Annotated in this window: 25 protein-coding genes; 10 read left to right on the forward strand and 15 right to left on the reverse strand. The window is 61.7% G+C overall.

Features of this window, described 5'->3' with window-relative positions; all coding sequences use genetic code 11:
- Positions 1–78: 78 nt before the first annotated feature.
- The 3 genes from EU557_RS24600 to EU557_RS24610 form a co-directional block, all read right to left on the reverse strand.
- On the reverse strand, positions 79–1,434 hold the full coding sequence (locus tag EU557_RS24600; protein WP_135533095.1) for an MBL fold metallo-hydrolase: 1,356 nt from the start codon (positions 1,432–1,434) through the stop codon (positions 79–81).
- 92 nt (positions 1,435–1,526) lie between these two features.
- Positions 1,527–2,342, reverse strand: a complete 816-nt coding sequence (locus EU557_RS24605) for a sulfite exporter TauE/SafE family protein (protein WP_135533096.1) — start codon at positions 2,340–2,342, stop codon at positions 1,527–1,529.
- A gap of 70 nt (positions 2,343–2,412) precedes the next feature.
- The gene (locus EU557_RS24610; RefSeq protein WP_240737424.1) at positions 2,413–2,736 is read right to left on the reverse strand and encodes an ArsR/SmtB family transcription factor; all 324 of its coding nucleotides are present in this window, start codon (positions 2,734–2,736) and stop codon (positions 2,413–2,415) included.
- A gap of 79 nt (positions 2,737–2,815) precedes the next feature.
- Between EU557_RS24610 and EU557_RS24615 the strand changes: the two genes are divergently transcribed.
- The 7 genes from EU557_RS24615 to EU557_RS24645 all read left to right on the forward strand — a co-directional run bounded on the left by EU557_RS24615 (position 2,816) and on the right by EU557_RS24645 (position 12,531).
- Entirely contained in the window at positions 2,816–4,474 is a 1,659-nt protein-coding gene (locus EU557_RS24615; protein WP_167855355.1) for a bifunctional metallophosphatase/5'-nucleotidase, read from the forward strand.
- A gap of 107 nt (positions 4,475–4,581) precedes the next feature.
- A complete protein-coding gene (locus tag EU557_RS24620; RefSeq protein WP_135533098.1) occupies positions 4,582–5,277 on the forward strand; it encodes a VIT1/CCC1 transporter family protein in 696 nt (231 codons plus the stop codon).
- Between the two features lie 200 nt (positions 5,278–5,477).
- On the forward strand, positions 5,478–5,849 hold the full coding sequence (locus tag EU557_RS24625) for a hypothetical protein (RefSeq protein ID WP_135533099.1): 372 nt from the start codon (positions 5,478–5,480) through the stop codon (positions 5,847–5,849).
- A gap of 239 nt (positions 5,850–6,088) precedes the next feature.
- Positions 6,089–7,495 (forward strand): TolC family protein, encoded by a 1,407-nt coding sequence (locus EU557_RS24630; RefSeq protein ID WP_135533100.1) that lies wholly within the window; start codon positions 6,089–6,091, stop codon positions 7,493–7,495.
- 4 nt (positions 7,496–7,499) lie between these two features.
- On the forward strand, positions 7,500–10,667 hold the full coding sequence (locus EU557_RS24635) for an efflux RND transporter permease subunit (protein ID WP_135533101.1): 3,168 nt from the start codon (positions 7,500–7,502) through the stop codon (positions 10,665–10,667).
- Positions 10,668–10,694: 27 nt separating this feature from the next.
- On the forward strand, positions 10,695–11,864 hold the full coding sequence (locus EU557_RS24640) for an efflux RND transporter periplasmic adaptor subunit (RefSeq protein WP_135533102.1): 1,170 nt from the start codon (positions 10,695–10,697) through the stop codon (positions 11,862–11,864).
- 52 nt (positions 11,865–11,916) lie between these two features.
- Complete coding sequence (locus EU557_RS24645) at positions 11,917–12,531, forward strand: TlpA family protein disulfide reductase (protein WP_167855356.1); 615 nt, start codon at positions 11,917–11,919, stop codon at positions 12,529–12,531.
- Between the two features lie 137 nt (positions 12,532–12,668).
- Here the strand turns inward: EU557_RS24645 and EU557_RS24650 are convergent, their stop codons facing one another.
- The 10 genes from EU557_RS24650 to EU557_RS24695 form a co-directional block, all read right to left on the reverse strand.
- A complete protein-coding gene (locus EU557_RS24650; RefSeq protein WP_135533103.1) occupies positions 12,669–13,049 on the reverse strand; it encodes a hypothetical protein in 381 nt (126 codons plus the stop codon).
- Positions 13,050–13,063: 14 nt separating this feature from the next.
- Positions 13,064–13,381 carry a hypothetical protein gene (locus EU557_RS24655; RefSeq protein ID WP_092743615.1) on the reverse strand — a complete coding sequence of 106 codons (318 nt, stop codon included), beginning with the start codon at positions 13,379–13,381 and terminating at the stop codon, positions 13,064–13,066.
- A gap of 201 nt (positions 13,382–13,582) precedes the next feature.
- Positions 13,583–14,701, reverse strand: coding sequence for an RES domain-containing protein (locus EU557_RS24660; protein WP_135533104.1), 1,119 nt, complete (start codon positions 14,699–14,701; stop codon positions 13,583–13,585).
- A 225-nt stretch (positions 14,702–14,926) separates the two neighbouring features.
- A complete protein-coding gene (locus EU557_RS24665) occupies positions 14,927–15,679 on the reverse strand; it encodes a hypothetical protein (protein WP_135533105.1) in 753 nt (250 codons plus the stop codon).
- 23 nt (positions 15,680–15,702) lie between these two features.
- The gene (locus EU557_RS24670; RefSeq protein WP_092743619.1) at positions 15,703–15,990 is read right to left on the reverse strand and encodes a hypothetical protein; all 288 of its coding nucleotides are present in this window, start codon (positions 15,988–15,990) and stop codon (positions 15,703–15,705) included.
- A gap of 167 nt (positions 15,991–16,157) precedes the next feature.
- Positions 16,158–16,811: a hypothetical protein gene (locus EU557_RS24675; protein ID WP_135533106.1), complete on the reverse strand. Its 654-nt coding sequence runs from the start codon at positions 16,809–16,811 to the stop codon at positions 16,158–16,160.
- 224 nt (positions 16,812–17,035) lie between these two features.
- Positions 17,036–17,458, reverse strand: coding sequence for a hypothetical protein (locus EU557_RS24680; RefSeq protein ID WP_135533107.1), 423 nt, complete (start codon positions 17,456–17,458; stop codon positions 17,036–17,038).
- A 56-nt stretch (positions 17,459–17,514) separates the two neighbouring features.
- Positions 17,515–17,850 (reverse strand): hypothetical protein, encoded by a 336-nt coding sequence (locus tag EU557_RS24685; protein ID WP_135533108.1) that lies wholly within the window; start codon positions 17,848–17,850, stop codon positions 17,515–17,517.
- 34 nt (positions 17,851–17,884) lie between these two features.
- Positions 17,885–18,175 carry a hypothetical protein gene (locus EU557_RS24690; protein ID WP_092743627.1) on the reverse strand — a complete coding sequence of 97 codons (291 nt, stop codon included), beginning with the start codon at positions 18,173–18,175 and terminating at the stop codon, positions 17,885–17,887.
- 97 nt (positions 18,176–18,272) lie between these two features.
- Positions 18,273–19,328: an ArdC family protein gene (locus EU557_RS24695; protein WP_135533109.1), complete on the reverse strand. Its 1,056-nt coding sequence runs from the start codon at positions 19,326–19,328 to the stop codon at positions 18,273–18,275.
- Between the two features lie 599 nt (positions 19,329–19,927).
- On the opposite strand from EU557_RS24695, the gene EU557_RS24700 reads away from it, so the two are divergent.
- Positions 19,928–21,472, forward strand: coding sequence for a SulP family inorganic anion transporter (locus EU557_RS24700; RefSeq protein WP_135398399.1), 1,545 nt, complete (start codon positions 19,928–19,930; stop codon positions 21,470–21,472).
- Positions 21,473–21,565: 93 nt separating this feature from the next.
- On the opposite strand, the gene EU557_RS24705 is transcribed toward EU557_RS24700, so the two are convergent.
- Both EU557_RS24705 and EU557_RS24710 read right to left on the reverse strand, forming a co-directional pair.
- Positions 21,566–24,163 carry a toprim domain-containing protein gene (locus EU557_RS24705; protein ID WP_135533110.1) on the reverse strand — a complete coding sequence of 866 codons (2,598 nt, stop codon included), beginning with the start codon at positions 24,161–24,163 and terminating at the stop codon, positions 21,566–21,568.
- 104 nt (positions 24,164–24,267) lie between these two features.
- Positions 24,268–24,678 (reverse strand): hypothetical protein, encoded by a 411-nt coding sequence (locus tag EU557_RS24710; RefSeq protein WP_135533111.1) that lies wholly within the window; start codon positions 24,676–24,678, stop codon positions 24,268–24,270.
- A gap of 268 nt (positions 24,679–24,946) precedes the next feature.
- Between EU557_RS24710 and EU557_RS24715 the strand changes: the two genes are divergently transcribed.
- Together EU557_RS24715 and EU557_RS24720 are read left to right on the forward strand one after the other, a co-directional pair.
- Positions 24,947–25,720, forward strand: coding sequence for a hypothetical protein (locus EU557_RS24715; RefSeq protein ID WP_135533112.1), 774 nt, complete (start codon positions 24,947–24,949; stop codon positions 25,718–25,720).
- Between the two features lie 303 nt (positions 25,721–26,023).
- Entirely contained in the window at positions 26,024–26,404 is a 381-nt protein-coding gene (locus EU557_RS24720) for a hypothetical protein (RefSeq protein WP_135533113.1), read from the forward strand.
- Positions 26,405–26,406: the final 2 nt, after the last annotated feature.

The raw sequence follows: 26,406 nt of genomic DNA on the forward strand, positions 1-26,406 counted from the left end.
GGGAACATAATTAGAGAGTGAAGGCAGGAGCGTAGCTGCCACCCGGCCAGGGCTGGGCGGCGGCACCCTCCGGCGGAATTAGTGCGCGGCCGCAGCCGACTGGAAGGATTTCACGGCTTCGCTCAAATCCAGCACCTTGGTGCCGGGCAGCGCGTCGGCCACGATGCTGGAACCGGCCGCCGAGCGGTAGCCGCCGGCGCAATGCACCACCACCGGCTTATCGGTCGGAATCTCACCAGCCCGCTCGCGCAGCTCGGGCAGCGCAATGTTGAGGGAGCCAGCAAAAATGGGCTCGTCACGGTGCTCGGTGGCGTTACGGATATCCACGACGGTGTACTGCTCGGGATGCTGGCGGAACTGCTCCACGTCCAGCACGGGCATGGTGGCTTCGGTAGCGGGCGTGCCCACCAGCGCGCCCTTAATCAGCGGCTCGTAGCCGATTTTGGCCGTTTTCTGAATCAGGTCTTCGAGCGTGGCCTCGTCGGCCGCAAGGAGATAGAACGGCTCCTCGGGGCCGACAATCGAGCCCAGCCAGGTTTCAAATTTGCCGCCCTGTTGAATGTTGATAGCGCCGTCCGCGTGCCCTTTTTTAAACTCGGCCTCGGGACGTGAATCGATGATGACCGCACCGGTTTCCAGCTTTGCGCCGGCGGTCAGGCGCGGCACCTGCTGCACGCTCGGCGCGTAGTCAGGCGCGCCGGCTTTGTTGAGGGCCACGTCGTAGCCGAAGTATTTGGGGATGAAGGGCTGGTCGGCCAGCAGCTCTTTCACGAACTCCGCCTCGCTCAGCTTGCGCAGCATGGGGTTGCCGAATTTCTCATCGGCAATCGTGCTGCTGTTGGCCCCGCTCAGGGCCTTGCCGCACAGGCTGCCCGCGCCGTGGGCGGGGTACACGAGCACCGTGCCGGCCAGCGGCATGAGCTTATCGCGCAGCGAGTGGTACATCTGCCGGGCCAGCTCCTCGCGCTTGGCAGTCATGTTGCCGGCACTTTCGCGCAGGTCGGGGCGGCCCACGTCGCCGATAAAGAGCGTGTCGCCGGTGAAGACGGCTTCGTCCTTTCCTTCTCGGCTGAGCACAATACTGATCGAGTCGGGGGAATGGCCGGGCGTGTTCAGGGCCCGGAACGTGAGCTTACCGACGGTGAACTCCTGGCCTTCGTCGAAGGCTTCGTGGGTGTAGTCGGCCCCCAGCAGCTTACTCACGCGGATGACGGCGCCGGTAGCCTGGGCAATTTCCAGGTGGCTGCTCACAAAGTCGGCGTGGGGGTGCGTTTCGATGATGCTGACGATTTTGGCGTCGTTGGCCTTCGCGTAGTCGTAATAGGGCTGCGGGTTACGGGCCGGGTCGATGAGCACGATTTCGCGGGCCGACTCACTGAGGATAGCATAGGAGAAATGGGCCAGGCCCTTGTCTTCAAACTGTTCGATTTTCATGACGGAAAGCGGTTGGGAGGTGAGTGGAAGCGAGAAGAAAGCAACGCAGGAAAAGGAGTAAAACGAGAACTGCCGGGGGGAGGGTCAGCAGCTTAGGAGGTGAAGACCAGCTCGCGCAGCAGAATAAACGTACCCATGGCCAGCGTGAACCAGCCGAAGGCCGGCTTCAGCTTAGCGCCGGGAATGAAGCGGGCCAGATAGGTGCCCAGGACGATGCCACCCAAGGCGAAGGCCAGGAAGCCCGCCAGAAACGACCAGGCAATGGGCGTGCCCGCGCTGAGGTCGCCGGTAAAGCCAATCAGCGAGTTCAGGGCAATGATGGCCAGCGAGGTACCCACGGCCAGCTTCATGGGCAGGCGGGCCCCCAGCACCAGGGCCGGAATAATCAGGAAGCCGCCGCCCGCGCCCACGAAGCCCGTGAGCGTGCCCACCACCAGGCCGATGCCCAGCACCAGCGGGTAATTGAACGCGTGCTTCTGATGCAACTCCTCGTCGAGCACGACCTCGGCCTGCTTACTGCGGATCATCGACGTGGCGGCTACGACCATCAGCACGGCAAAGGCCACCAGCACCAGTAAGTCTTTGGTGAACACAATGCTGCCCAGCGTGAACAGCTCGTGCGGGATGGCGGGCATCAGCAGCTTGCGCACCGCAAACACGGCCAGCAGCGAGGGTAGCAGAAAGACCACGGCCGTTTTCAGCGATACCAGCCCCTTGCGGAAGTAGCCCCAGGCGCCTACTACGGAGGTAGAGCCCACCACGAACAGCGAGTAAGCCGTGCTCAGCACCGGGCTCACGCCCATCAGATACACCAGCACCGGCACCGTGAGAATGGAGCCGCCCCCGCCCATGATGCCGAGGGAGAGGCCGATGAAAATAGCCGCGAAGTAGCCGAGGTAATGTAACATGGATGAACGGGTGAACGTATGTAGTTATGAAAGGTTGTTCATGTATTTCAGCAAAAAAAGCCGGCTCCCTTTACAGGAACGTGCAGCCGGCCAGGCACTGAATCACGTCCACTACTTCGCGCATCTTCAGCGCGTAGAAAATGTTCTTGCCGTCACGGTGGCTGCTCAGGATGCCTTTAAGCTTCATACCGGTCAAGTGGTGGGACACTAAGCTCTGCTCGATATTCAATTCCTCGCTGAGTTCGGTCACGGACAGGCGCTCTTGGTTGGCGAGCAGCTGCACAATGGCGATGCGCGTCGGATGGGCCGTGGTTTTGAGAATGAACGCCACCTTCTCCATCTTCTCAGTGGTCAGGTTCAAGTCGGCAGGAGCGGTGGCAGTGGTCGTTTTCATAAGGTGCTACAAATGTATGTTCATTTGTTCATGTATACAAGTTTGCTTCGTCTATTGGTTCCAAAAAAATTCTTTTCGCATGTCAGTTTTCTCGCATAACCGGCCTGGCGCCTCTTTCTCGCGGCTTTTAGGCGCGTGGCGCGGAGTGGCGCTGGGCAGTCTGGTACTAGCGACGGCCTGGGGCCTGAGCAGTTGCCAGGGCTCCACTTCCCGGCCGCCTGTTCAGTCAGCCAGTGGCTCATTCACTATTCTGCACACCAACGATATCCACGGCCGGCACCGGCCCTTCGCCGTGAGTCCTGGCAACGCTACCGCCCAGACCGGCGACGCGGGCCGCAGCCCGTCCTCGTTTGAGCGCGCCGGCCAGGTGGGCGGCTTTGCCCACCTGGCCACGGCCGTGCAGCGGGTCCGGCAGGAGCGGGGTGCCGGCAACGTGCTGCTGCTGGATGGGGGCGACACATTCAGCGACGACCTGCTGGCCAACCTGACCAAGGGCGCGGCCAACATCCGGCTGATGAACGCGCTGGGCTACCAGTTCATGGCCCTGGGCAACCACGACTTCGACTACGGCACGGCCCGCACTCGCGAACTGCAAGAGCTGGCCCGCTTTCCCATGCGCGGGGCCAACGTCACGGAAAAAGCGACGGGCCAGCCGTTTCTGGGCGAACCGGCCAAGGTGTTTACCGTGGGCGGCCTGCGCGTGGGCGTGCTGGCGCTGGCCTACCACAACACGGCCCAGACCGGCAACCCCGACAATACCCAGGAGCTGACCTTCGGCAGCGGCCTGGAGGCGGCCCGGCGCTACGTGCCCGGCCTGCGCGCCCGCGCCGACGTGGTGGTGATTCTCTCCCACCAGGGCACCAAGGTGGATGAGTTGCTGGCGCGGGAGGTGCCGGGCATCGACCTGATCGTAGGGGCCCACTCCCACGACCGGATTGCCCCGCCCCGCCACATTGGAAATGTGTGGGTAGTGCAGGCGCTGTCGGACGCGGCCGTGCTGGGCCAGCTTACCGTGCAGGTGCAGGAAGGCAAGGTGACCAGCGTGGAGGGCATCGCGCCCACGCTCTGGACCACGGAATACCCCGCCGAGTCGAAGATAGCGCAGCTGGTGGACTCGCTGCGGGCCCCGCACAAAGCGCAGCTGGAAGCAGTGCTGGCCACGGCTACCGGCCGCATCGGGCGGCAGTACAAGTCGGCCAGCCCCTTCGACCAGTTGGCCGGCGAGCTGCTGCGCGAAGCCACCGGCGCCGAGCTGGCTTTCCTGCCCGGCGTGGGCTACGGCGTGTCGCTGGAGCCGGGCCCCATCACCCGCGAAATGCTCTACACCCTGCTGCCCCACCCCTCCAAAGTGGTGACGCTGGAGCTGACCGGCGCGCAGGTGCTGGAACTGCTGGAGCAGACGGCCACCAACCAGAACCCCGGCAACGACCTGGCCCGCGTGGGTGGCCTGCTGCAGTCCAGTGGCCTGGACTGGGCGGCCGACCTGAACCAACCCACCGGCCAGCGGGTGCGCGGGGTGCAGGTAAACGGGCAGCCGCTCAACCCGCAGCGCCGCTACCCGGTGGTCACTCACAACGGCATGCTCAGCGGCATCCACCGCTACACCACCTTCGCGAAGGGGCAAAATATCCAGAAGCTGGACAAGGGCGTGACGGAGGTAGTGGAGGCCGGCCTGCGCAAGCGGGGCACCGTGGCTCCGCCCACGCTGGCACGGGTGCAGGTGGTGGTGGCGAAGTGAGCGGCTGTTTGCTGCAAAATCCGCGTTAGACGATTCGGCCGGATGGTTGTGATGCCCTTCATTTGTGCTCGTTCGTACAGCAGACTTCACCCCATTTCCCTTTCCCTATGAGACACCTGGAGCAGCATCGCACGCATCGGATTGGTTGGTTACGGGCCGCCGTGCTCGGAGCCAACGACGGCATTATTTCCACGGCCAGCCTGGTAGTGGGGGTAGCTGCCGCCAGCGCCACGCGGGAGAGTGTGCTGGTGGCCGGCGTGGCCGGGCTGGTGGCGGGGGCCATGTCCATGGCGACGGGCGAATACGTCTCCGTCAGCTCGCAGGCCGATACGGAAGCGGCGGACCTGGCCCGGGAGCAGGCCGAGTTAACCAACGATGCCGCCGCAGAACACCAGGAACTTACCGCCATCTACGTGGAGCGCGGGGTGGAACCGGACCTGGCCGCGCAGGTGGCCGAGCAGTTGATGGCCCGGGACGCGCTGGGTACTCACGCCCGGGAGGAGCTGGGCATTTCCGAAACCATGAGCGCCAACCCCATTCAGGCGGCGCTGGCGTCGGCTGCTACGTTTACCGTGGGCGCGGCGCTGCCGCTGCTGGTCATTCTGGTGGCCCCGGCGACGTATCTGAGCTGGACGGTTTCCATTACCTCCCTGTTGTTTCTGGCTGCGCTGGGCGGGCTGGCCGCCTACGTAGGTGGGTCCAGCGTGCTGAAAGCGGCCGCCCGGGTAACCTTCTGGGGGGTGCTGGCCATGGCATTGTCGGCCGTGGTGGGCAATTTTTTCAACGTAACGCCCCAGGGCTAACGGGGACTGTCGGCCGGGTACAGTACCCAACAGTTTAGGTGGCCGGTAGCAGCCGACCGGAACGCTATTGACGAGGGCAGATAGTATGAAACCGGGGGCATATCCGGTGGCGGGCTGCAACCCTTCAGCGGGTCGCTGTGCCTTTGCCCCGGTTGCGTTCCGGCAAAAGTGTGCACCTTTGCACCTGGTCCCGTTGGTCTATGTCTCGTCTGCTGACTCATCTGCTGTTGCTGCTCTATGCGGGTATTTACCTGCATTGCCAGCCACTGCCTGCCCGGGTCCTGACACCGCCTACGGACTATAGCAGCCAGCAGGCACCACCTCAGACCGGCCTCTGCAAGAAGAAGCTGCAAACCGTACAGGCGGACCCGCAGGCCGACCACGCGCCGGTAGCGAAAGCCAAGCTGCTGCCGCTCGACCTCGCGCTGGGCGATGACTTCCCGGCCCTCTATTTCGGCCTCCTGTTTCCGGCCGACGAGCCCACGCTCAACCCTGCCCGCGGCCCGAATGCCGGCCCCGAGCAGTCGTTTGCCAACCACCCCAACAAGGCTCCGCCCGTTCGCTTTTCTTAGGAAAATGCGCAGTGGAGCCGGGTTTGTACCCGGTTAATTGTCCCTGCCAGTAGGGGCGATGACCGGTTTTTTTATGCCCTGACCGGCCTGCCACCTTGTGTGGCACCTTTCTGCTGCCCCGGCCACCGGCCACCGGACAGCCCCGCTTTTTCCTGAGAGCCCCAGCAAATCTGCCTGTCAACTGGCCGGCTACGCCTCTGCGCGCCCGGCCCGGATTTCTGTCCTGACTTCTCTCAGCCATGTTTTCTTTTTGTCATTTATCCCAGGGGCTGGTGCCGCCGGGCCGCTGGCTGCTGGCCGCCACGCTGCTGCTGGCGACAACGGCCAGCCACGCCCAGGTACCGGGCCGGCCGTTATCCTTAAAAGAAGCCCTGGAGCTGGCCCGCACCCAGGCCCCGCACCTGCAAGCCAAAGCCTACCAGGTGCAAGCCGCCGAGGCCGACCTCACCCAAACCAAAACCCAGCGCCTGCCCTCCGTACGGCTCAGCGGGCAGGTGAGCTACGGCTCCACGAACGCCGTTGCCGGCACCATGCTGCCCATAGGCACCATCATCCCCAGCAGCGGCTCGCTGAGCGGGGTCAACTCCTACAACGCCGTGTTCGGCAGTATGGGCACGGCCCTCGTGGAGTGGAGCCCGGTCACCTTCGGGCAGTACCCGGCCCAGCGGGCCCGCGCCGAAGCGGCCCGCGGCTACGCCCAGGCTGATGCCGACAACGAGCTGTTCACCCAGCAGCTGCGGGTGGCCCAGACCTACCTCGACCTGCTGGCTACCCAGAGTTTGCGCCAAGTGCGCGAGCAGGACGTGCGCCGGGTAGCCGTACTCAAAAAGACCATCACCCGGCTGGCCCTGAACGGCCTGCGCCCGGGCGTAGACAGCACGCAAGCCCGTGCCACTGAGGCCCAGTCGAAGCTGGCATTGCTCAGCGCCCAGGAGCAGGAAGCCGACCGCCAGGCCCGCCTTTCGACCTTGCTAGGCCAGCCCGGCGCCACCTGGCAGCCCGACACGCTCTACAACCAAACCCTACCGCCCGCGCTGGTGCCGCCCGCCGCCACCCACCCCACGCTGGGGCTGCAGCAGCGGGCCGTGGCGCTGGGCCAGGCCCGCGAGACGGTCATTCGCCGCCAGTACCGGCCCCGGCTTTCCCTGCTGGGTGCTACCTGGGGCCGGGGCTCCGGCCTGGGCACTAATGGCCAGACTGACTACGGGCTGGGCGGGGCCGCGCCCACCCGCTTCAATTACGCCGTGGGCGTGGGCGTGGTGTTCGATCTGCTCGACTGGCCCCGCGTGCAGGCCCAGGCCAAGGCGGAAAACCTGCGCACCCAGGGCCTGCAGGCCGAGCACCGCCAGCAGCAGCTGGAGCTCAGCAACCAGGCCACTCTCGCTGAGCAGCGCCTGCAGCTGGCCGCCGAGCGCGCCCGCCAGGCCCCGCTGCAGCTCGCGGCCGCCCGCCAGGCCTACCGCCAGAAGCTGGCCCTTTACAACTCGGGACTGGCCACGGTAGTGGATGTCACCCAGGCCCTGTACGGGCTGCAGCAGGCCGAGCAGGACCAGGTGCTCACGGCCAACGCCGCCTGGCAGGCCGTGCTGTTGCAAAGCGCGGCCGCCGGCGACTTCTCCTTCTTTTTCACCCACGTAACCCCCTAGCCGCATGTACGAACTCATCCGGTCGGCCCTGCAGCGGCCCCTCACCGTGGTGGTGGCCATGCTGGCCATCCTCTTCTTCGCCTTCGCCGCCGTGCGCGACATTGCCGTGGACATTTTCCCGAGCATGGACGTGCCGGCCATCTACGTGGCCGAGCCCTACGGCGGGCTCTCCCCCGAGCAGCTCGACGGCTTCATGGCCAACCAGTTCCAGAACAACTTCCTCTTCGTATCCGGGGTCAAGAAGATTGAAACCAAGAGCATCCAGGGCCTGACGCTCATCAAGCTCTCCTTTTATCCCGGCACTGACATGGCCCAGGCCGCGGCCGAGGTGGCTACCCAGGTGTCGCGGGCCACGGCGTTTATGCCGCTCGGTACCTTGCCCCCGCAGGTGGTGCGATTCGACGCCAGCTCCCTGCCCGTGGGCCAGTTGGTGCTGGAAAGCGAGAAAAGCTCGCTGACCCAGCTGCAGGATTTGGCCGCCAGCCGCATCCGGCCCATGTTCACCACCATTCCGGGCGTCACGTCCACGGCCCCGTTCGGCGGTAACATTCGCACCATCGTGGTCAAGGCCGACCCGGCCAAGCTGCGGGGCTACCAGCTCACGCCCGACGACGTGGTCAAGGCCATCGTCAGCAGCAACCAGCCCTCGGCGGCTGGCAACGTGAAGATGGGCGACGTGGCCTACATGGCCCCGGTGAACTCGCTGATTGAAAACCCGGCCGATTTTCTGGACGTGCCCCTGCGCACGGGTTCTGGGCCGGGTGTGTATTTGCGCGACGTGGCCACGGTGGAAGATGCCGCCGACGTCACGACGGGCTACGCCGTCATCAACGGCAAGCGGGCTATTTACATGCCCGTCATCAAAAAGGCCGACGCCTCGACCCTGAAAGTCGTGCAGCAGGTCAAGGACAAGCTGCCCACGCTGCGGGCCCTGCTGCCCGAGGACGTGAAGCTCAGCTACGCCTTCGACCAGTCCACTTACGTGGCCAACTCGCTGAAAAGCCTGGTGACCGAGGGCATTCTGGGCGCGGTGCTCACCGGGCTGATGGTGCTCTTGTTTTTGCGCGACTGGCGCAGCGTGCTCATCGTCATTACCACCATTCCGCTCTCGGTGCTCTCGGCCGTGATTCTGCTCAAGCTCTTCGGGCAGACGCTCAACATCATGACCCTGTCGGGGCTGGCGCTGGCCATCGGCGTGCTCGTGGACGAGGCCACGGTGACGATTGAGAACATTCACCAGCACCTGGAGCGGGGCAAACCCAAGGCCCACGCCATCTGGGACGCGGCCCGGGAAATTGCCCTGCCCAAGCTGCTGATTCTGCTCTGCATCCTGGCCGTATTCGCGCCCGCCCTGATTATGGAAGGCGTGCCGCGGGCCATGTTCCTGCCCCTGTCACTGGCGGTGGGCTTTGCCATGGTGGCCTCGTTTCTGCTCTCGCAGACGCTGGTACCGGTCATGGCCAACTGGCTGATGAAAGACCACGCACCGGCCGCCGGCCACGGGGCGCACAGCCATGAAGAGCCGGAGGGAAAACCCGGCTTTTTCGCTCGCTTCCAGGCCGGCTACCAGCGCCTGCTCGCCCGAGCCCAAGGCCGACAGCGCGGCGTGGTGCTGGGCTACCTGGCCTTGTCGGTAGTGGTAGTGGGAGCGGGGTTTGCCGTCATCGGCACGGACATCTTCCCGCAGGCCAACAGCGGGCAGTTTCAGCTGCGGCTGCGCGAGAAGGTGGGCACCCGCCTGGAGAAAACCGAGCAGACGGTGGCGGCCGTGCAGGCCATCATCAACCAGGAGGTTGGCCCCGACAACGTGGAAATATCCTCCACCTTCGTGGGCACCCAGCCGGCCAGCTTCGCGGTTAACTCCGTGTTCGTCTTCACCGCCGGCCCCCACGAGGCCTTGATGCAGGTGGCCCTGAAAGAGGGCGTGCACGTGAACTTGAGTCAGCTCAAGGAGCGCTTGCGTAAGCGCATCCACGCCGCGCAGCCGGGCTTACAACTAAGCTTCGAGCCCATCGAGTTGGTGGAAAAGGTGATGAGCGACGGGGCACCCACGCCCATCCAGGTGAATGTGGGGGGCAAAAACCTGAAGGAAGCCGCCGGCCACGCCCGCAAGGTGCTGGCCGAACTGAAGCGAATTCCCTTCCTGCGCGACGTGCAGATTGCCCAGCCCCTGCAGTACCCGGCTTTGCGCATCGACGTGGACCGGGAGCGGGCCGCCCAGTTCGGGCTCACCAGCCAGGAAATCACCCAGTCGGTGGTGGCGGCCACGTCCTCCTCGCGCTTTACGAGCAAAAACCTCTGGCTCGACCCCAAGTCCGGCCTGGGCTACCAGGTGCAGGTGCAGCTGCCCGAAGACCAGCTCACCCAGCTCCAGGATTTGGAGGCGCTGCCCGTCAAGGCCGGGCAGGCCCGCCCTACCATTGGGGAGGTGGCCACCGTCTCGGCCCGCATGATGCCCGGCCAGATTGACCGCCAGGGACCTTACCGGCTGGTGAGCATCACGGCCAACGTGCAGGACCGCGACCTGGGCACCGCCGCCCAGGCCGTGCGTCGGGCCCTGCAACAAGTCGGGGAGCCCCCGCGGGGCGTCGTGGCCAACCTCGTAGGCCAGCCCCAGCTGCTGGAAGACACCATGAGCAGCCTGCAGACCGGGCTGGGCATGGCCATCGTGGTGATTTTCCTGCTGCTGGCGGCCAACTTCCAGAGCTTCCGCCTCTCGCTGGTGGTGCTCTCGGTGGTGCCGGCGGTGGTGGCCGGCTCCCTGCTGCTGCTGCTGGCCACCGGGGCCACGCTCAACCTGCAGTCCTACATGGGCATGATTATGTCGGTGGGCGTGTCCGTGGCCAATGCCATTCTGCTCATCACCAGCGCCGAGCACTTGCGGCACGAGCACCGCGACGTGGGGCTGGCCGCCCGCCTGGCCGCCGACACCCGCATCCGGCCCATCCTGATGACCAGCATCGCCATGATTGCCGGCATGCTGCCCATGGCCTCGGGCTTGGGCGAGAGCGGCGACCAGATTGCCCCGCTGGGCCAGGCCGTTATCGGCGGGCTCATCGCCTCCACGCTGGCCTCGCTGCTGGTCCTGCCCCACGTGTTTGGCTGGGCCATGCGCCGCGTGGGCTACGAATCCGGCTCCCTGCTGCCCGCCCGCACCCGGCAGGCTTCTTAACCTTCTCTTTTTCCAGACTGACTACTTATGAATGCCTTCCTGAAATTGATTGCCCGTTCGCCCCGCTATACTGCCCTGCTGGCGGCGGGCCTGCTGCTGAGCGGCGCGCTCAGTAGCTGCTCGTCTGGTGCTTCGGAACCTGCGGCCGAGAAGCCCACGCCGGCCGCGCCGGCCGCCGTCACCACCTTCCGGCTGAGCGCCGCCCCGGCCGTGCGCCGGCTGCGGTTGCCTGCCGAGCTCAAGCCCTACGAGCAAGTGGACCTGTTTCCCCGCGTGGGCGCTTTTGTGAAGCAGGTGCTGGTGGACCGCGGCTCGCGCGTGAGCAAAGGCCAGACCCTGGCCGTGCTCGAAGCCCCCGAGCTGGCCGCCCAGCTGGCCCGGGCCCGCTCGCGCTGGCAGGCCGCGCAGGCCAAGCTTTCCGGCACCCGGGCCAGCTACGAACGGCTATTGCGCACCAGCCAGGAGCCGGGCACCATCTCGCCCAATGACCTGGAGCGGGCCCGCGCCGAAATGCAGGCCGACCAGGCCAACGTGCAGGCCGCCTATTCCGAGCTGCAGGCCAGCCGGGAGCTGAGCAATTATTTGGTGGTAAGGGCTCCGTTCAGCGGTATCATCACGGCTCGCAACGTGTCGGCCGGGGCTCTGGTGGGGCCGGGCGGGGGCCAGCCGGCCGCGCCCATGTTTTCGCTGGAAAACAGCCGCACTCTGCGCCTGGAGGTGGCCGTGCCCGAGGCCGCGGCCGGCCAGTGGCTGCAGCCGGGCGCTTCGGTGCCGTTCACCGTGCCGGCCTTTCCCGGGCAGACCTTCACCGGCGTGTTCCGCCGCAATGCCAGCCGCCTGAGCCAGACGGTGCGCTCAGAGCTGGTGGAGATGGATGTGCCTAATGCCGACGGCCGCCTGAAAGCGGGCATGTACGCCCAGGTGCTGGTGGCCCTGCCCACCGAAGCAAAAGCCGTCGCCGTGCCCACCTCGGCCGTGTTTGCCACCCCAGACGCGCCTAAGCAGGCGCAGGTAGTGCGCGTGCAGCAGGGGCGGGCCCAGTGGGTGCCCGTGCGCAAAGGTCAGCTGCTCAGCCGTGACACCGTGGTGGTGTTTGGGCCGCTGCAGCCCGGCGATGAGCTAGTCCGGGAAGCCGGTGAGCAGGTGCCCGACGGCCAGCCCCTCACGGTCGCGAAGGGTAAGCCCGCTGGGGTTTGATATATGAACGTTTTGTCATTTGTTTAGTGTTGCGCTCTTAAATCCTTTGACCATGAATCGTAAGAATCTTCTCCAGTGGCTGCCGCTGGCTTTGTTTGCCCTCGTTTTGTTCACCCCGCTGCGCACCCCGGTTCTGGGTGGTATTCAGCGCGGCCTACTGGCCACGGGCCTCTGGAAGGCCGAAGTGCCGGTAGCCACGGTGGCTTCGGCAGCCGCGCCCATCACGCCGACGGGCGGGACGGCCGCCTATCCGCATAGCCTGCCGTTGACCACGCTAGATGGAAAATCCGTCAACCTGAGTGACCTCAAAGGCAAGGTGGTGTTCGTCAACCTGTGGGCTAGCTGGTGCCCGCCCTGCGTGGCCGAGATGCCCGGCATTCACGCATTGTACAAGAAAATGGACCCGAAAAAGGTAGCCTTCGTGATGCTCTCGCTGGATGAAAACCCCGCCAAGGCCCAGGCGATGCTCAAGCGCCAGGGCTATACCTTCCCGGTATATTTCCCCGCCGGCCCCCTGGCCCCGCCATTCGACTCCAACTCCATTCCTTCTACGGTCATTCTGGGCCCGGATGGGCAAGTGGCCGCCCGCCACGACGGGATGGCCGAGTACGACACGCCCGAATTTAAGGCGGCCCTTGATGACCTGGCCAAGCAGGTGAAAAACTAGCTCACTCAGGTATATTATGTAATTCGACCGGGCAGCTTCCGATGGGAGGTTGCCCGGTTTGCGTTACCTGCCGCACTATCCCCTGCGAATTCCGCGGGCTTTTTGACCTTCTTATGCCGTTGGGTAGTACCATTACGCTAAGCTGACTCGGCATCCTGCTGCTGCAGGAAAGCCCAATCCTCTGCCGAAAGCTGCTGCTGCATAAAGGCCGTGTACCCAAGGTCGCGGCGTTCCAGCACGTGGCGGCGGAAAGCCCAGCTGCTATTTGCCGCCGCGAAACCGGCGGCAGTCATCGCCTGACGCATCCGGGGCGGCAGCCCAGCCAGCCAGTGGTGAAAATCAACTTCTGTGAGGTGGCTATCCGCTAATTGGTGGTAGCGATACGCGGCATTGCCCACGCGCAACAGCTGCGCCTGCTCGGCACGTTCCGTTTCCGGCAGTTGCTGCAACGCCTGCACCTGCTGCTCGTGCAGGCGCGGGAGGGGATGCCGGGGAACAAGCAGGTCGTTGATGTTCATCGCAGCACAAGATGTTACTCGGCCTTGTTGAGTGGCGTTTTACGAGCGTTGGGGTCGGCCGCACACTCCTGATACACTAGCTTGGCAATATCTAAGTACGGCACTTTCAGGGCCGCAGCAAGCTTGTGTAGCTCGTCCTGGGTCATGCCGCCCGGCTGGTCGTGGCGCTTATCGTAGGTGCGCGGATTGATGTTCCACAGGGCGACAATATCCTTTTTCAGCATCCGGGTTCCGTCCAGCAGCTCCGCCAGCGTCGAAGCTTTAATAGTCAGGTCGGTGTTGTCTAACGTGACCTTAAAGGAAATGGGCGCGGGTGCGGAAGTGGATGCCATAAGGAGGATGAAGGGTAATACCAGCCGGAAAGTTACCTCTTTGCTTGATGCGCTGGTAAATTCCTCATTGGGGAATACGGTAAAATATGGCCCACTGGTGTAGTTGCACAACGAAACTCTCTATACTTCAATAATGACTAGTTCAATTGCACATTGATTGAGCCAAATAGTTAACTAGCTATTGGCATACGCATGATAGTGCTATCCTCTATATGGGTGGATGGTTTCAAATTCCTTGGTTTGTAAGGCATCCTGAAGCAGTTGAGCGTGCTGATTATCAGCAATAGCATTACTCAGTGTATGTGGGTCTAGGCTTTCGATTGTGATAGGAGATGATACCTGAATCTGCTTTGTGCGTACTGGGCACAACCCCTTTGAAGTAGAGCTATGCGCAGGGATAACCACATTGTAAGCATCAGCATAAGTTGGGTCTTCTGGGGATAACCGTGAAGATGAAAATGCTATTCCGCTAAAAAATCCACCTCTACCGCCACCTCGGCTAGTCGTGTTTACCCATTCCAAAACCAGTTGAGGGATAACGTATTCTTCGTGAAATCTGTCAGAATCTCGGACTGGGACACTCGTTGCCATCACTAAAGGCCAAGTGGCAAAGAACTTCATCAACTGACCATCATAGGAGTGTGGTCTGTCTATGTGCTTGCGACGCATTTCGCTGACATGATTGCGTAAATCCAATAACACAATTTGACCAATCTCATTACGTACTGCCTTAAGCTTTGCTGCATAAAGGCTTGGCGTCCAGCCAGGATTCCTGAGTTCTTTGTAAGCTAGGTGGACCGAACTTGCAGCATAGAGACAAGGGTAACCTGATATACTGAATCGCTGGTTAGCTACTAAGTAACGCCTGTCAAATGGGATGTGAAACATGCCAGCAGCATCTGGCGCATACGCGCTTTCTGACCGCAAGCGGTACAGCACATCGCTTTCGCGCAGTGTTTTGGAAGTAAGAAAAGAATCAGGGGATAGCATGGCATACTGCTGGCCCTTCGTGCTTTGAGCAAAGAACTCGGCAAACATCTTATAAGCTACACTTGGACTGCCTTGATTGAAATAGCGTTGCAGTGCATGTATCAGAGCTTGATTTATATTCCTTACTGGGTGTTGGATGAAAGCAGTATTAGGTATTTGCCCCATATACATCTTACTGCCATCTACCTCAAAATCATCCAGTTTATCGACAAGTAAAGTGTACTCTCTGATAGTCTGTATGACGTGCTGATAGTATGATTCCCTATCTTTTTCCCGCCAATCCTTTGGGATATCAAGAACTGGATGTTGGAGCAAATCATTGACTGTCATAGTGTGCAAGTGAGGATAAGCGGCGGTAAGAGCGAGATGCAAAACTATCCTGAAGCAAAGCTAGCCTGAGCTATAGCTTATGTCTGGTTTCTAATTCGGCAAATAAGACTTTGAAACGCAAGTTCATATAATAAACCTACGATGCTCCAGTAGCGAACAAAACAAGGGCGGTGGGGAGAAAAAAATGGCCCACCTCCCAGTCTGAGCGGGGGTGGACCAGTTTAATCAGACAGTCGGCGGGGCGTAGGGCGTAAATCGGAAATCATACCAGCTACGCACCTCAACTGGCGTGTGGGCCACGAGGTAGGGAAAGGCGTGGCCCTCAATGGGAGCAATTTCGACGTAGTACTGCTGCGCCCCGTCTGGCTGCTGCCACAGGGTCACGGTGCCGTAGCCCTGGCCCTGTTCCGGGGTGGCCCGCTTGCCGGAATAGTAGGCGTACGAATCGTGCGGATAGGTGCCCAAGTTCAACTCTACCGGCTCCCACGGGCATTCCCCGCTGCCGCCCATCTCTTCCTCAAACGCAAACCACCGGAGTAGCCCGCCCTGCGCCACGATGCGCCCCCGGTACTGTGCGGGCTGGGGCTTCATTTCAGCAGCCAGGTCGCTCAGCGTCGCGTACTCGTCGGCCTGGTCAGTGGCCGTGAAGGGTACCCGCCCCGGAATGCGAAACGGGCCGGGGTGCTGGGCGGTCACGTCCTGCACCTGGTCAACGGTGCCGGCGACGAGTTCAAGAATCCGCGGTGCCCCTTCGGCGGGCACTTCCAAGTACAAGAAGTCAGTAAGGTATTTCCAGTTGCCAGCATCGGCCCGCTGCGCGGCATCCTGTTGGTCGGTGCCGGCAAACTCTTCTATATCATAGAAGCCATAGAAATCGGACAACTCGCCCCGGACTACAATAAGGCTACCGTTCTCGCGGTGCTGGAAATGGCAAACTGGCTGGTTGGAAGCGGGCATTTCTGGGCTGGTCTTTTTCATCGGAGTAAGGGCTAGGGTAGGGACTAATAGAGGTAGTTGGGGTGAGCGGCTGGGCCTAACTCACGGGCTTCTTTCTCAAGCTGAGCGTCTTCCCATTTCTCGCTCTCGGCAATGGCCAGGGCCTTCCACTTCATCAGTTGGGCCGCGTCAGTGGATTTGCTAATCAGGTCCTCCGCCTTCTGGCGGCGCTCCGGCGTGAAAGCCGGGTGGTTCAGCACGCGCCGTAGGTTGCTGCGGGCTGACTGTACCATCAGCATCAGGCCAGCATTGGAAAGCGTGGCAACGGGGGCGGGAGTGGGGGCGGTCAGCATAGAAAGAGGGCTAAAGGGTGAGCGGCTTTGCTATACTTATTAAACGTAAATCATACCTAGATAGATGCACTTTGTGCATTTATCTATGCGTTTTTTATTAGCAAGTTTCTGCGGAATGGACATGAAAAAAGCCGCCCGGTCGGGGGCGGCTTTCTTACCGGAAGTAACTAGCGCAGCTGCTCGGATTTCATTAGAACAACGGTGCCGACTACTACATCAATCGGGCTGTACTGCTCGGGCGGGTAGGTGTCGAACCAAGCGGCCGTAGCCAACATATTGAGCGCGGACCCGCTGTATTTGCCGTTGTCGTCGATTACCAGAATATAGCCGGCAAGCGGGCCGTGCTGGAAATAGTGAATGTCCAGCGTATCAGCGCCGATAAGGGGCCGTAGCTGGTCGAATTTGAAGGTTTTGCCTTTGCTCGGGCGTATCTCGGTCAGGCTCCCATCCAAACCCAGCACCGTGGCAGTGCCCTCGGCCGGCACCATTGCGGTACGCTGGGCCAACAGGTACTCACCTAGCTCCCAGATGGTAGAAAATATGCGTTCGGTGCCCTCGATGCGGAACGGGCCTAAGTAGTAAGCCGGCGTCGTCACCACCTGGCCGCGGGCGGTTACGCCGACCGTCGTTGCCAGCAAGGCCGCGCCGCGCTGGGTGACTTGCAGAAACACGGTAGCGGGGAGCTTCTTCCACCATGCGGCCACGGTCAGGTCGGCACCGGCACCACCGTAGAACATCTGCACATTGGACAGATTGAAAAAGTGGGGGCCAGCTAGAACGATAGGGTGCGCGGCGGGCTGGGGAACGGGGGTAATTTCCATATCAGAAAGGGGGTTTAGATGCGTTTCCTACTTACTTATTAAACGCAAATCATACCTAAATAGATGCATGTTATACATTTTTAATGGCGTATTTTATACTTCGTTTTTCCCCACTGCCCCCGCTGGAATGGGCAACAAAAGAGCGCAACAACCGGTAAGGCTGCTGCGCTCGGTGGCTTGATGGCGGCGGGGCTACGCGTGTAGTATGCACGCCACGCGCTCAGTCATCGCGTAGTGGTGCTGGTAGTGATTGGAACCCCAGCAACGGGCAAACCCTGTTCGGTGCGGATACTACGGCGGGGGCCGCTGGGCACCCTGGGCTCGAACCAATCCCGGTAGGCCGTGGTCAGCCGGTCAGCGACGACGGCCAGCCGCTCCGGGCTATGCTGCCCGGCGTCGGCCGGGGTACGCTTAATCCAGATGTGGCAACTGCCGCACCCTATCTGGTACGCGTCGCCCATCAGTTCCCGGATTGCGCCGGCCAGGTCGCGCAAATCATTCTGGTGGCTGTGGGCCTGCACATAGCGGCGCGCCTGCTCCAGCAACTGCTTTTCGGCCTTATTGCGGGGTTGCTGCTCAATGGCTAAATATGCCTGCTGCGCAGCGTAGGTAAGGGCGATGGGGGCGAATTTCTCGGCTTGGCTCATCGGGGTACTGGTTAGGGATGAAGAAGCGGCCAGGCTGGTCAGGCCCGGCCGGCGGCCTAGCGCTGCGGGGCGCTGGCTAATGTGCGCGAGAGGTGCAGCACGTGGGCGTTGTGGAAGGCCTCGGCAAACACGCCGCGCCGGAAGTCGGCAGCCAGCTGGCCGACGTCAGCAAATTCGTAGCGCAGGCCCGTATCACCCAGCGGCACCAGGTATAGGTCAGCCTCCTCGGCATTGAAGCCGCCCACGTTGCGCCCGTCGCTCAGCAGCAGCGAAACGCCGGGCCGGTGGTCGGGTCCGTCAACGAACGTATAGGTTTCATAAATCAGCCCTACCGCCTTCTCAAAGGGGTAATACACGGCCTCGCCTACGGCTAAATCCTTATATTCTGGCATGGGTAGGTAGCATAAGATGGAAAAGAGAAGGAAATCATACGAGAAGCAAGGCGTATTGGCCTCCCTGCTCCTCGCGGGTCATGCGCAGGCCCTCGCGGGCTATTGCCCGGGTCGCCCGAACCAGCTTTAGCAGCGCCTCGTACGCCTCGGGCGTGTCTATTTCCATCATCAGGCGCTCGGCTACCTCCTCGGTCAGCACCTCGCTGTTGATGCCCTTGCCAAGCTGCTGCATCATTACCTCCACGTCGGCGATGGCGGCTATTATCCGGTTGCGGTACTGGTTCCAACTGGGGTGCCGAATGGTGGGGGCTTCGCTGGCTTTCATCAGGAAAGAGACTATAATTAGAGCTAGGGCTAGAATTATGGCTAGGGCTAGGAGCTTTGGGGTAGCAGCGGCTTTGCTGCTACCCCAGCCCTGAGAGCTAAGCGGCGGCTAGCCAGCTCAACTCAGCGGCGGCGTACTCGCGGCCGATGGCGTCAAGTTCGGGCGCTGCCTCGCTCGTGGCGGCCACCATCACCGCGCCGGGCTCCGGCAGCTGCAGCTGCTCGGCGGGCTGCTCTTGAGCCTGCGGCTCGTCCGGCTCGGTGGTGTGACCCAGAATGAGCTCGGCGGCTTTCTGGGCCTTGCTAGCGGCTTTTATGACTAGCTGCTTATCATTTTTCAGCCGCTCCAACCAGCTTTGGATATAGGCCACGGCGTTTTCCTCGGTCTGCTCGGTCGCAATGCCGGCGGCGGCACTCAGGAACGAAGCGCCCATTTCGGCGGTCAACTCCTCGCGGGCATAGCTCAGGCTTTGCTTGCCTTCGCCGGCGGTCAGGTCGGCGCGGTCAAGGCGGGCCTTGTGGCCGGTGCTGTGGGTCAACTCGTGGAAAAGCGTTTGGTAGTAGCCTTCCGACGTGGTGAACGTCTCCGGCTTGGGCATATTCACAAAGTCCAGCGAAGGGGAGTAGTAGGCGCGCTGGTGCAGGTGTTGAATAGCGGGCTTACCGTCCCACGCCTCCACAATACCTTCGGCTACCTCGCTGGGGGTAAATTCGCGCTTCACCACTTTGGGCAAATCAAACTCAATGCCCTCGATATCCTCCACCGAAAACACGGTGTAATACTTTAGAAAGGGCATTTTCTCCTCTTTGCCGGTTTGCTTGTTCTCGCGGGTGGAAACGTTGTAATACACCACCTGATGGCCTTTGGCCCCCTTGCGGACATTACCGCCCATTTCGAGGGCCTGTTTGAACGTCATGAAAAACGGCAGGGCACCGCTGAAATGCAGCAAAAACAGGTTGATACCACTATAAACGCGGCCGGTGGCGTAGTTGCGGGGCAAGCCGTAAACCGCGTTCCACGGCTTGCGCCACGGAATGATGCCGCCTTCGAGGGCCGAAATGATGCGGTCAGTCACAATCTGGTACACGTCGGGGCGGGCGGTGGCGGCCTTGCTGGTGGATTTCTTGGCGGCGGCTTTCGTGGTCTTTTTCATGATAAGCGGTTGCTGTTGTGTGTGTTGTTATATACTTATTAAACGCAAATCATACCTTTACAGTTACATTATGTACATTTATTAAAGCGCGTTTTACATAGATTTATGCCGCCTTTTTCCCCCACTGCCCCAATCGTTTCCCGATTTCGTTTGGCAGCATTGGGCACTAATTCTGGTATTCGGGCGGGCTGGAAAAAGCGGGCCTGCAGTCGTAACGACCAGCGGGAGTGAAGACAGCAGGCTTGTGTAGCGGCCGGAAAGCTGGTCTATAGTCGTAACGACCAACGGGAGCGGAGACAGCAGACTTGCTTTCCGGCGTGGCCCGTTTCGTGAGATACTGTGATGAAAAGCAAGCAGGCCAATGATTATTGGCACGTTGGTGTGGCTTTCTGCTACTATTATGAATGTGCTGAAGTGGGCATTTTGACCAATTGAATACCCGGCTGCGCTGGTTTCCGTACCTTTGCCCCCGTAATGCCCTTTTTCCCTTCTCCTACTTTCAAGCTCACCCCACCCTGACGACCGGCTTAGAATGCCCTGGCCGCCCCATCCTGCTGGATGGGTGCGGCTTTTCTTTTGCCCATTTTTCAGTGTGATTCATGCAACAAGTAGTTCAGTACTTCAGCCAGTACAAAGTCAGTTACAAAAACGAAATTCTCTCGGGCCTCACGGTGGCCCTGGCCCTGGTGCCGGAAGCCGTAGCCTTTTCCCTCATTGCCGGGCTCTCGCCCCTAGTAGGTCTGTATGCGGCCTTCGTCATGGGCCTTGTTACCTCGCTCATCGGCGGCCGGCCGGGCATGATTTCCGGCGCCACCGGGGCCATTGCCGTGGTGCTGCTCGCTCTGGCCAAAAGCCACGGGGTGGAATACATCTTCGCCACCGTCATCCTGGCCGGCGTACTGCAAGTAGCCGCCGGCGTGCTGCGTCTGGGCAAGTTCATTCGGTTGGTGCCGCACTCGGTCATGTTCGGCTTCGTCAACGGACTGGCCATTATCATCTTCCTTTCGCAGCTGGTGCAGTTTCAGACCGTGGATGCGGCCGGCGCGCACCAGTGGCTCACGGGTTCGGCCCTTTACACCATGCTGGGGCTGGTAGGCCTCACCATCCTTATCATTGCCGGGCTACCGCGCCTCACCAAAGTGGTACCGGCCTCGCTGGTGGCCATTCTGGTGGTGTCCGGGCTGGTGATTGGGCTCGGCATTTCAACCAAGACGGTGGGCGACATCGCTTCCATCAAGGGCGGTTTTCCGCCGTTCCACATACCGGCCGTGCCGCTGACGCTGGCCACGCTGGGCATCATTTTCCCCTACGCGGCCATTATGGCCGGGGTGGGACTGATTGAGAGCCTGCTCACGCTCAACCTGATTGACGAAATCACCGAGACGCGGGGCAGCACCAACCGGGAGTGTGTGGCGCAGGGCGCGGCCAACATCGCCTCGGGCTTTCTCTTCGGCATGGGCGGTTGCGCCATGATTGGCCAGAGCCTGATTAACATCTCCTCTGGGGCGCGGGCTCGCCTCTCGGGCATCGTGGCAGCCGTCATGCTGCTGGTATTCATCATGTTCGGGGCCTCGCTGATTGAACGCGTGCCGATGGCAGCGCTCACCGGCCTCATGATTATGGTGGCCGTGGGCACATTCGAGTGGGCCTCGCTGAAAACCTTCGGCAAGATGCCGGTGTCGGACCTCATTGTTATGGTGCTCGTAACGGCCATCACCGTGCTGTTGCACAACCTGGCCCTGGCCGTGCTCATCGGCGTGATTATCGCCGCCCTGGTCTTTGCCTGGGAGAATGCCAAGCGCATCCGAGCCCGCAAATACGTGGACGAAGCCGGCGTGCGCCACTACGAGATTTACGGACCGCTGTTCTTCGGCTCGGCTCAGGCCTTCGGCGAGAAGTTCGACGTGCTGGACGACCCGCGTGAAGTCATCATTGATTTCAAGGAAAGCCGCGTGGCTGACATGTCGGCCATTGAGGCCCTGAACAAGCTCACCGAGCGCTACCACCGGGCCGGCAAAACTGTGCACCTGCGCCATCTCAGCCCCGACTGCCGCCGCCTGTTGGGCAAAGCTGATTCCATTATCGAGGTCAACATTATGGAAGACCCGCTCTACACCGTGGCCGGAGCCAACGTCATGTATTAACACCCAACTGGCCACAACGAAAAACACCGCTCTGCAAATCAGGGCGGTGTTTTTCGTTGTGGCCAGTCAGTTAGCTGGGCGCGAAGCGCCCGGCTACCGGGTGATTTCCTGGGTACGCTGCGGCTGGGCCATTTCGTAGCCCTTGCTGATTTCGCGGCGCTCGGCCCGGTCGCTGCTGTGCTCAATCACGCTGCTGCCTGGCTGGCTGGCCACGGCATCGAGCGTTTGGCTGACGCGGGCAATTTCGGGCTGGTCTGTCCGGTACGAAACCTTCATCTCCGAGTGGCGAATACCCTGCGCATCAGTCGTGCTCTGAATGTTGCCGGTCTTCGCGCCGCTGCCGGACACAGCCTCTTTCACGGCTTCAGCCTGGCCGCGGGCACCCGGCGCGGGTGCAACCTCGTCCACCTTGATAATGACCTGCTTCTCGTCGCCCTGCGGCGCGGGTACCGCTTCAGCAGCCCGGGGCTCCGGCTGCCCCTCAGTTGCCAGCGTTGCTGGCGCCTGGTCCATGCTCCGGTCTCGGTTGTGGGGCTGAATGGCGGCGGCCTCGGCGACCACTTGGCGTGCTGCACGGTCGGCCTCGCTCTCGCTGACGCTAACGCCGGCATATACTTCCTGGCCGGCCTCGGCCCGGGCGTTGGTGTTCGTAATGATGGCGTGGATGATGGCAATATCAGGCTGGTCGTTACGATAGGTCATATCGAACTCAGCACGGCGGATGCCCTGCTCGTCAATCGTGCTGCGGATTTCGCTCGTCTTGTAGCTGTACGAACTGTTATCCAACACCTCCTTCCAGGCCTCGGCGCGGCCGGTGGTGTTGGGGGCAACTTCGTCAATCTTCCACGTCGCGGTTTTCTCCTCAGCGGCCAGCACGGTGGCCAGCGCCGGGGCTGGGTTTCGTTCGGCGTAGCGCGCCCGGTCACGGTTCTCCTGCTGCTCGGTTTCATCCACCTTGCGGCCGGTGGGGGCGGGGTTATCGTTGATGTACTCTTTCAGCAAAACCAACCCCGCATCGCGGGCGTGCACGAACTGCGCGGTGTGCGCGGCGGCTTCCTGCTCGGACTGGTAGGAGCGGAACGGGCGCGACTCCGGCTCCGCGCCGGCACTGGCGACGGCCGCGCCCAGCACGGCCTGATTGAATCGGCGGTCGTCCGCCTCGCGCTGCTCTTGCGCTTCCGGGGTGCTCTCGCGGCGCTGCTGCTCCTGCTGGCGCGCCAGTTGGCGCTTCTCCTGCTCTTGGCGGTGCTGCTCAGCGAGGCGCTGCTGCCGCTCCGCTTCGCGCTGCTGCTCGTCGCGCTGGGCCTGGGCGCGGATTTGCTCGGCATTCAGGCCCTGCCGGGTTAACTCCAGGTCGCGGTTCCAGTCTTTTGCTACCGGGTAATCTACCCGCAGGAACGTCTCTTGCTGGCGCTCCGGCTCCGGGCGTAGCTGTTCGCGCTGCCGGTATAGCTCGTGGGTCAGCACCTCCAGCTGCGCGGTGTCGGCTTTGGCCACCGACAGTCGCAGTACCGTCTCCCGGTCGGAGCTGCGCTGCACCTCCAGGGCAATGGTGGGGCCGGCTTCCTGGGTGCCGTTCATCTGGCTCACCCGGTCACTAAGCTGCTGCACCTGCTGCGCGCCGGCTTCGGCCGAGTCGTGGTGATAGGTCACTTTCAAGCCCGTGTGGTACTTGTCGCTGGTGGCATGCCACTCCACCGGCCGCGTTGGCTCTTTGTAGGCTTCCTGCTCGGCCACGGGCACCAGCGGCCGGGCCGGGTGCAGCTCGTTCAGGTAGTTCATGTTGAACTGCCGCCCCCCGGCGTCACGGTCGTTGGCCAAGACGACCTCCCGGGGCTCCTGCTTGTCAATCACCCGCTGAATCAGGGCTACCTGGGCCTCGGTCGGTGTGCCGCTGGTAGCAATGTAGATGGTGTTTTTTTGGTCCTGGCCGCTTTTCAGTTGGTGGTGGGACAACGAATCAATGGCCGACTCGCTGACGATGATGCGCTCCACCTGGGTGCCTTTCCCCTCGGTAGGGTGGGATACCCAAATGCCGTTTTTAGGCAATGGAAGCAGGTTTTTATAGTGCTCGTTCTTCTGCTCGACGCTGGCCAGCCCCTCGGCGTTGTATAAGGGAAAGGCCGTGTTCTTATGCTCGTTCTGCTGCGCGGTGAAGATGCGGCCCTGAAAAGCCGGGCTGTCGATAGTCTGGTCCTCGATGCCGCGGCCGTGCAGGTACGTGCGGTCGGTCAGTTCCCGCTTCACGCCCAGCACCTCGGAAATCAGCCGCGTCCGACGGTCTTCCTCGGCCTGGCGCTCGTGGTCGGGGTTGCCGACGGGCAACGCGTTAAGACGGGCCACGTCGGCCGCCGGGGCGTAGGCACGAGTTGGGGCAGGCCCGTCATTCAGATACTCGCGTAGCTGCTGGCGGACCTGCCCCAAATTCAGCCCGTGGCCATCACCGCCCCGGGTTTTCGCAAAATCAATGACGCTGCCCTTGTCCCGGTCGTCGCCGGTATTGAGGTACACCTGATGGTCGTCTTTGCGCGTGACGATGAGCACCTCCCCATCTTTTTCGAGCTGGTGCCAGTCACCGCGCTTGCCTTCCTTTTTTATCTGGTAGCCCTGCCGCTCGGCGTAGTCTACGAGGTCAATATCACGCTTGAACCGGTCAAGCTCGTTGGGGTCGTTCTCACGGGGTGCATTCATCGCGGGTAGCTTACTGATGGTCTTAAATGACCAGTAGCTCCGGGCGGGGAAAGAAAAGCGGTGAGAAGTACCGCTCGGCTACCAGGAAGGCTATCCGGTCGTGGTTACGGGGTAGGGGATTCCGCGCCGCCCGTGGGGGCTTCGGATTCGGGAAGGGGAGGATTGCCACTGTCAAAGCACTTGAGCTGCTGCTGAAAAGTGGTCAGGGCTTCAACCGTGGGAAACAGGAAGCGGGGACTCTGGCTGTTGGGGGGGATGCGGATTACCTCCGTATCAACGGCCAGGCTGCGGAGCAGGCGCTGTAGTAAGCGCGGCTCTTCGCGTTTGAGGGAGTTGTTTTTCAGGCCCACGATGCTGGTGTAGGGCAGTTCGTGCTGTTCGCAGAACGACTTCAACTCCCCTTTGGCCAGCATCAACAGGCGGAACTGGGCGTAGCGGATAGCGTCGGCATAGGGGACGGAAAGCTTTAGGTCGGGGAAGCCCAGCGGGGCCGAAATGTGTGGAGATGGTACCATGTAAACAGTTGGTGTTATAGTGCAAAAGGTGTGAGTGGACAGATGCTTACGCAAAGAATCCACAAAGACACAAATTGCAGCTAAACGCTGCAAACAGGTAACTCAAAAAGCCAAAATAGTACGATTAGCCGCCGGTCAGCTTAATGGGTGCGGAGGCTGCGGAAACGGAATACTGCGGCTAACGCAGAAACTCTTAAGAAGTTTAAAAGAATTACTTTAGAAATCTTTCAGAACTTTATCAGAACACAGGGCGTAAAGCATCGCCAGTATGCAAGCTGCCCTGTTCTTCCTGCTGGTACTTCTGCCCCTCGCGGCCCTGTTGGGGTTGGTGTGGTGGCGCTTCACCAGCAGCGGGAAGGGCAAGCCGGAGGTGCTGGTAGCCACCAGCAACCACCGGTCGGTGCGCTCCTTTCACTATGGGCCAAAGCCAACGCCCGCGCCGGCCGAAGCCGCGCCGCCCGTGTCAGCCGACAACCCCATCTCGCGCTTGATGCCCGAAGAAGATTTTCGGGCCAAGGAGGAGCAGGAGCTACAGGCGGAAGCGGACCGCATGGAAGCCGACCAAATCACGGCGCGGGAGCTGGCGACTACGGAATCTGCGGTGGATGCTGCAGCTGAGAATGAGGCCGCTATACCAGCAGAAGTGCCGGCCACTGAGGAGGCAGAGGCCACGCCGGCCGATGGTGCGCCACCGGTAGTCTCTTCGGTTCACGCGCTAGGTACGGCGGCAGTGTCGGTTTTTGATAGGCTTGGTATCGACGAGCCGGAAAGCCCGACAACTGCGGGCATGGAAGCAGCGGCAGTTCCAACTACTGAAACGGCCACTGCGGCTGACACTGCGAATTCAGCCCCGGTAGCTGCGGCAGATGATGCCGTGCCGGAATCCCTCTATGACAACCCGATTACGACGGCCGCCCCGACCAAAAATGACCAAGCCAATCAGTTGAAGCAGGTAGAACTACGCCAGCGCAAGCGGGCAGCCCTCGCGGCCAAGAATGCCAGCCAGAAAGCGGCGCTGACGGGGCTATATCCCGGAAAGTAAGCCGGCCCCGGCGGCCGGCACCCGGCCTACTTACGAGCAACTACCCATTCTCATTTCTACCCTCCCGCTATGCTACCTCACTCATCCCCGCTACCCGCCGCCCCGGCCTTCCCACTTCTTCCAGTGCCCGCCCCAGCCGCTCCCAGCTGCTTCTAAGCACCGGGCCAGGACCTATCTGGCTGGGGCGCTGCCGTGCGTCAGCCCTGCGCCAATTAGCCAACTGCTGCGCTGCGCCTAATCCGTTTTCCACCGCTTCCGGGGAGATAAGCGCCCTCACACTCCATTTCCAACACCCTTTCCCCCATGTTCACCAACCCCCTTTTCCTGGCCAAGAAATTGGCTGTTGCCGGACACGCCTACCAACCATCCAAAGCAGAGAAACGCGCCTACGCCATGCTGACGGCACTGGCGTTGTCCAACCGGGCGGCTTTTGCTCAAAGCGGTAGCGCCCAAGGTGCCCTCGAAGGAGTACAGGAAACCGTCGTGGGCATCGTGCAGGTCATTTTCGCCATTATCCTGATTATCGGCCTGATTCGCGTGGTCATGAAATTCGTGCAGGGTGCCCCGGATGCGCTCGGCTCCCTGGGCTGGCTCGTCGGCGGGGTAATTCTGTGGTTCGGTTTCCAGCTGTTCAAGGACGATTTGGTAGGTGCCGTAGGCGGCGGCGAAGGTGGCGTACGCTAAGC

It is taken from the genome of Hymenobacter wooponensis (genome assembly GCF_004745865.1).
Lineage (GTDB): Bacteria > Bacteroidota > Bacteroidia > Cytophagales > Hymenobacteraceae > Hymenobacter > Hymenobacter wooponensis.

Coding starts and splice junctions, on each gene's coding strand:
- EU557_RS24700 (WP_135398399.1), top strand. CDS start 19,928: ATGCAACAAGTAGTTCAGTACTTCAGCCAGTACAAAGTCAGTTACAAA.
- EU557_RS24650 (WP_135533103.1), bottom strand. CDS start 13,049: ATGAACATCAACGACCTGCTTGTTCCCCGGCATCCCCTCCCGCGCCTG.
- EU557_RS24675 (WP_135533106.1), bottom strand. CDS start 16,811: ATGGAAATTACCCCCGTTCCCCAGCCCGCCGCGCACCCTATCGTTCTA.
- EU557_RS24665 (WP_135533105.1), bottom strand. CDS start 15,679: ATGAAAAAGACCAGCCCAGAAATGCCCGCTTCCAACCAGCCAGTTTGC.
- EU557_RS24690 (WP_092743627.1), bottom strand. CDS start 18,175: ATGAAAGCCAGCGAAGCCCCCACCATTCGGCACCCCAGTTGGAACCAG.
- EU557_RS24630 (WP_135533100.1), top strand. CDS start 6,089: ATGTTTTCTTTTTGTCATTTATCCCAGGGGCTGGTGCCGCCGGGCCGC.
- EU557_RS24655 (WP_092743615.1), bottom strand. CDS start 13,381: ATGGCATCCACTTCCGCACCCGCGCCCATTTCCTTTAAGGTCACGTTA.
- EU557_RS24615 (WP_167855355.1), top strand. CDS start 2,816: ATGTCAGTTTTCTCGCATAACCGGCCTGGCGCCTCTTTCTCGCGGCTT.
- EU557_RS24600 (WP_135533095.1), bottom strand. CDS start 1,434: ATGAAAATCGAACAGTTTGAAGACAAGGGCCTGGCCCATTTCTCCTAT.
- EU557_RS24645 (WP_167855356.1), top strand. CDS start 11,917: ATGAATCGTAAGAATCTTCTCCAGTGGCTGCCGCTGGCTTTGTTTGCC.
- EU557_RS24710 (WP_135533111.1), bottom strand. CDS start 24,678: ATGGTACCATCTCCACACATTTCGGCCCCGCTGGGCTTCCCCGACCTA.
- EU557_RS24705 (WP_135533110.1), bottom strand. CDS start 24,163: ATGAATGCACCCCGTGAGAACGACCCCAACGAGCTTGACCGGTTCAAG.
- EU557_RS24610 (WP_240737424.1), bottom strand. CDS start 2,736: ATGAAAACGACCACTGCCACCGCTCCTGCCGACTTGAACCTGACCACT.
- EU557_RS24660 (WP_135533104.1), bottom strand. CDS start 14,701: ATGACAGTCAATGATTTGCTCCAACATCCAGTTCTTGATATCCCAAAG.
- EU557_RS24605 (WP_135533096.1), bottom strand. CDS start 2,342: ATGTTACATTACCTCGGCTACTTCGCGGCTATTTTCATCGGCCTCTCC.
- EU557_RS24680 (WP_135533107.1), bottom strand. CDS start 17,458: ATGAGCCAAGCCGAGAAATTCGCCCCCATCGCCCTTACCTACGCTGCG.
- EU557_RS24640 (WP_135533102.1), top strand. CDS start 10,695: ATGAATGCCTTCCTGAAATTGATTGCCCGTTCGCCCCGCTATACTGCC.
- EU557_RS24685 (WP_135533108.1), bottom strand. CDS start 17,850: ATGCCAGAATATAAGGATTTAGCCGTAGGCGAGGCCGTGTATTACCCC.
- EU557_RS24625 (WP_135533099.1), top strand. CDS start 5,478: ATGTCTCGTCTGCTGACTCATCTGCTGTTGCTGCTCTATGCGGGTATT.
- EU557_RS24670 (WP_092743619.1), bottom strand. CDS start 15,990: ATGCTGACCGCCCCCACTCCCGCCCCCGTTGCCACGCTTTCCAATGCT.
- EU557_RS24695 (WP_135533109.1), bottom strand. CDS start 19,328: ATGAAAAAGACCACGAAAGCCGCCGCCAAGAAATCCACCAGCAAGGCC.
- EU557_RS24715 (WP_135533112.1), top strand. CDS start 24,947: ATGCAAGCTGCCCTGTTCTTCCTGCTGGTACTTCTGCCCCTCGCGGCC.
- EU557_RS24720 (WP_135533113.1), top strand. CDS start 26,024: ATGTTCACCAACCCCCTTTTCCTGGCCAAGAAATTGGCTGTTGCCGGA.
- EU557_RS24620 (WP_135533098.1), top strand. CDS start 4,582: ATGAGACACCTGGAGCAGCATCGCACGCATCGGATTGGTTGGTTACGG.
- EU557_RS24635 (WP_135533101.1), top strand. CDS start 7,500: ATGTACGAACTCATCCGGTCGGCCCTGCAGCGGCCCCTCACCGTGGTG.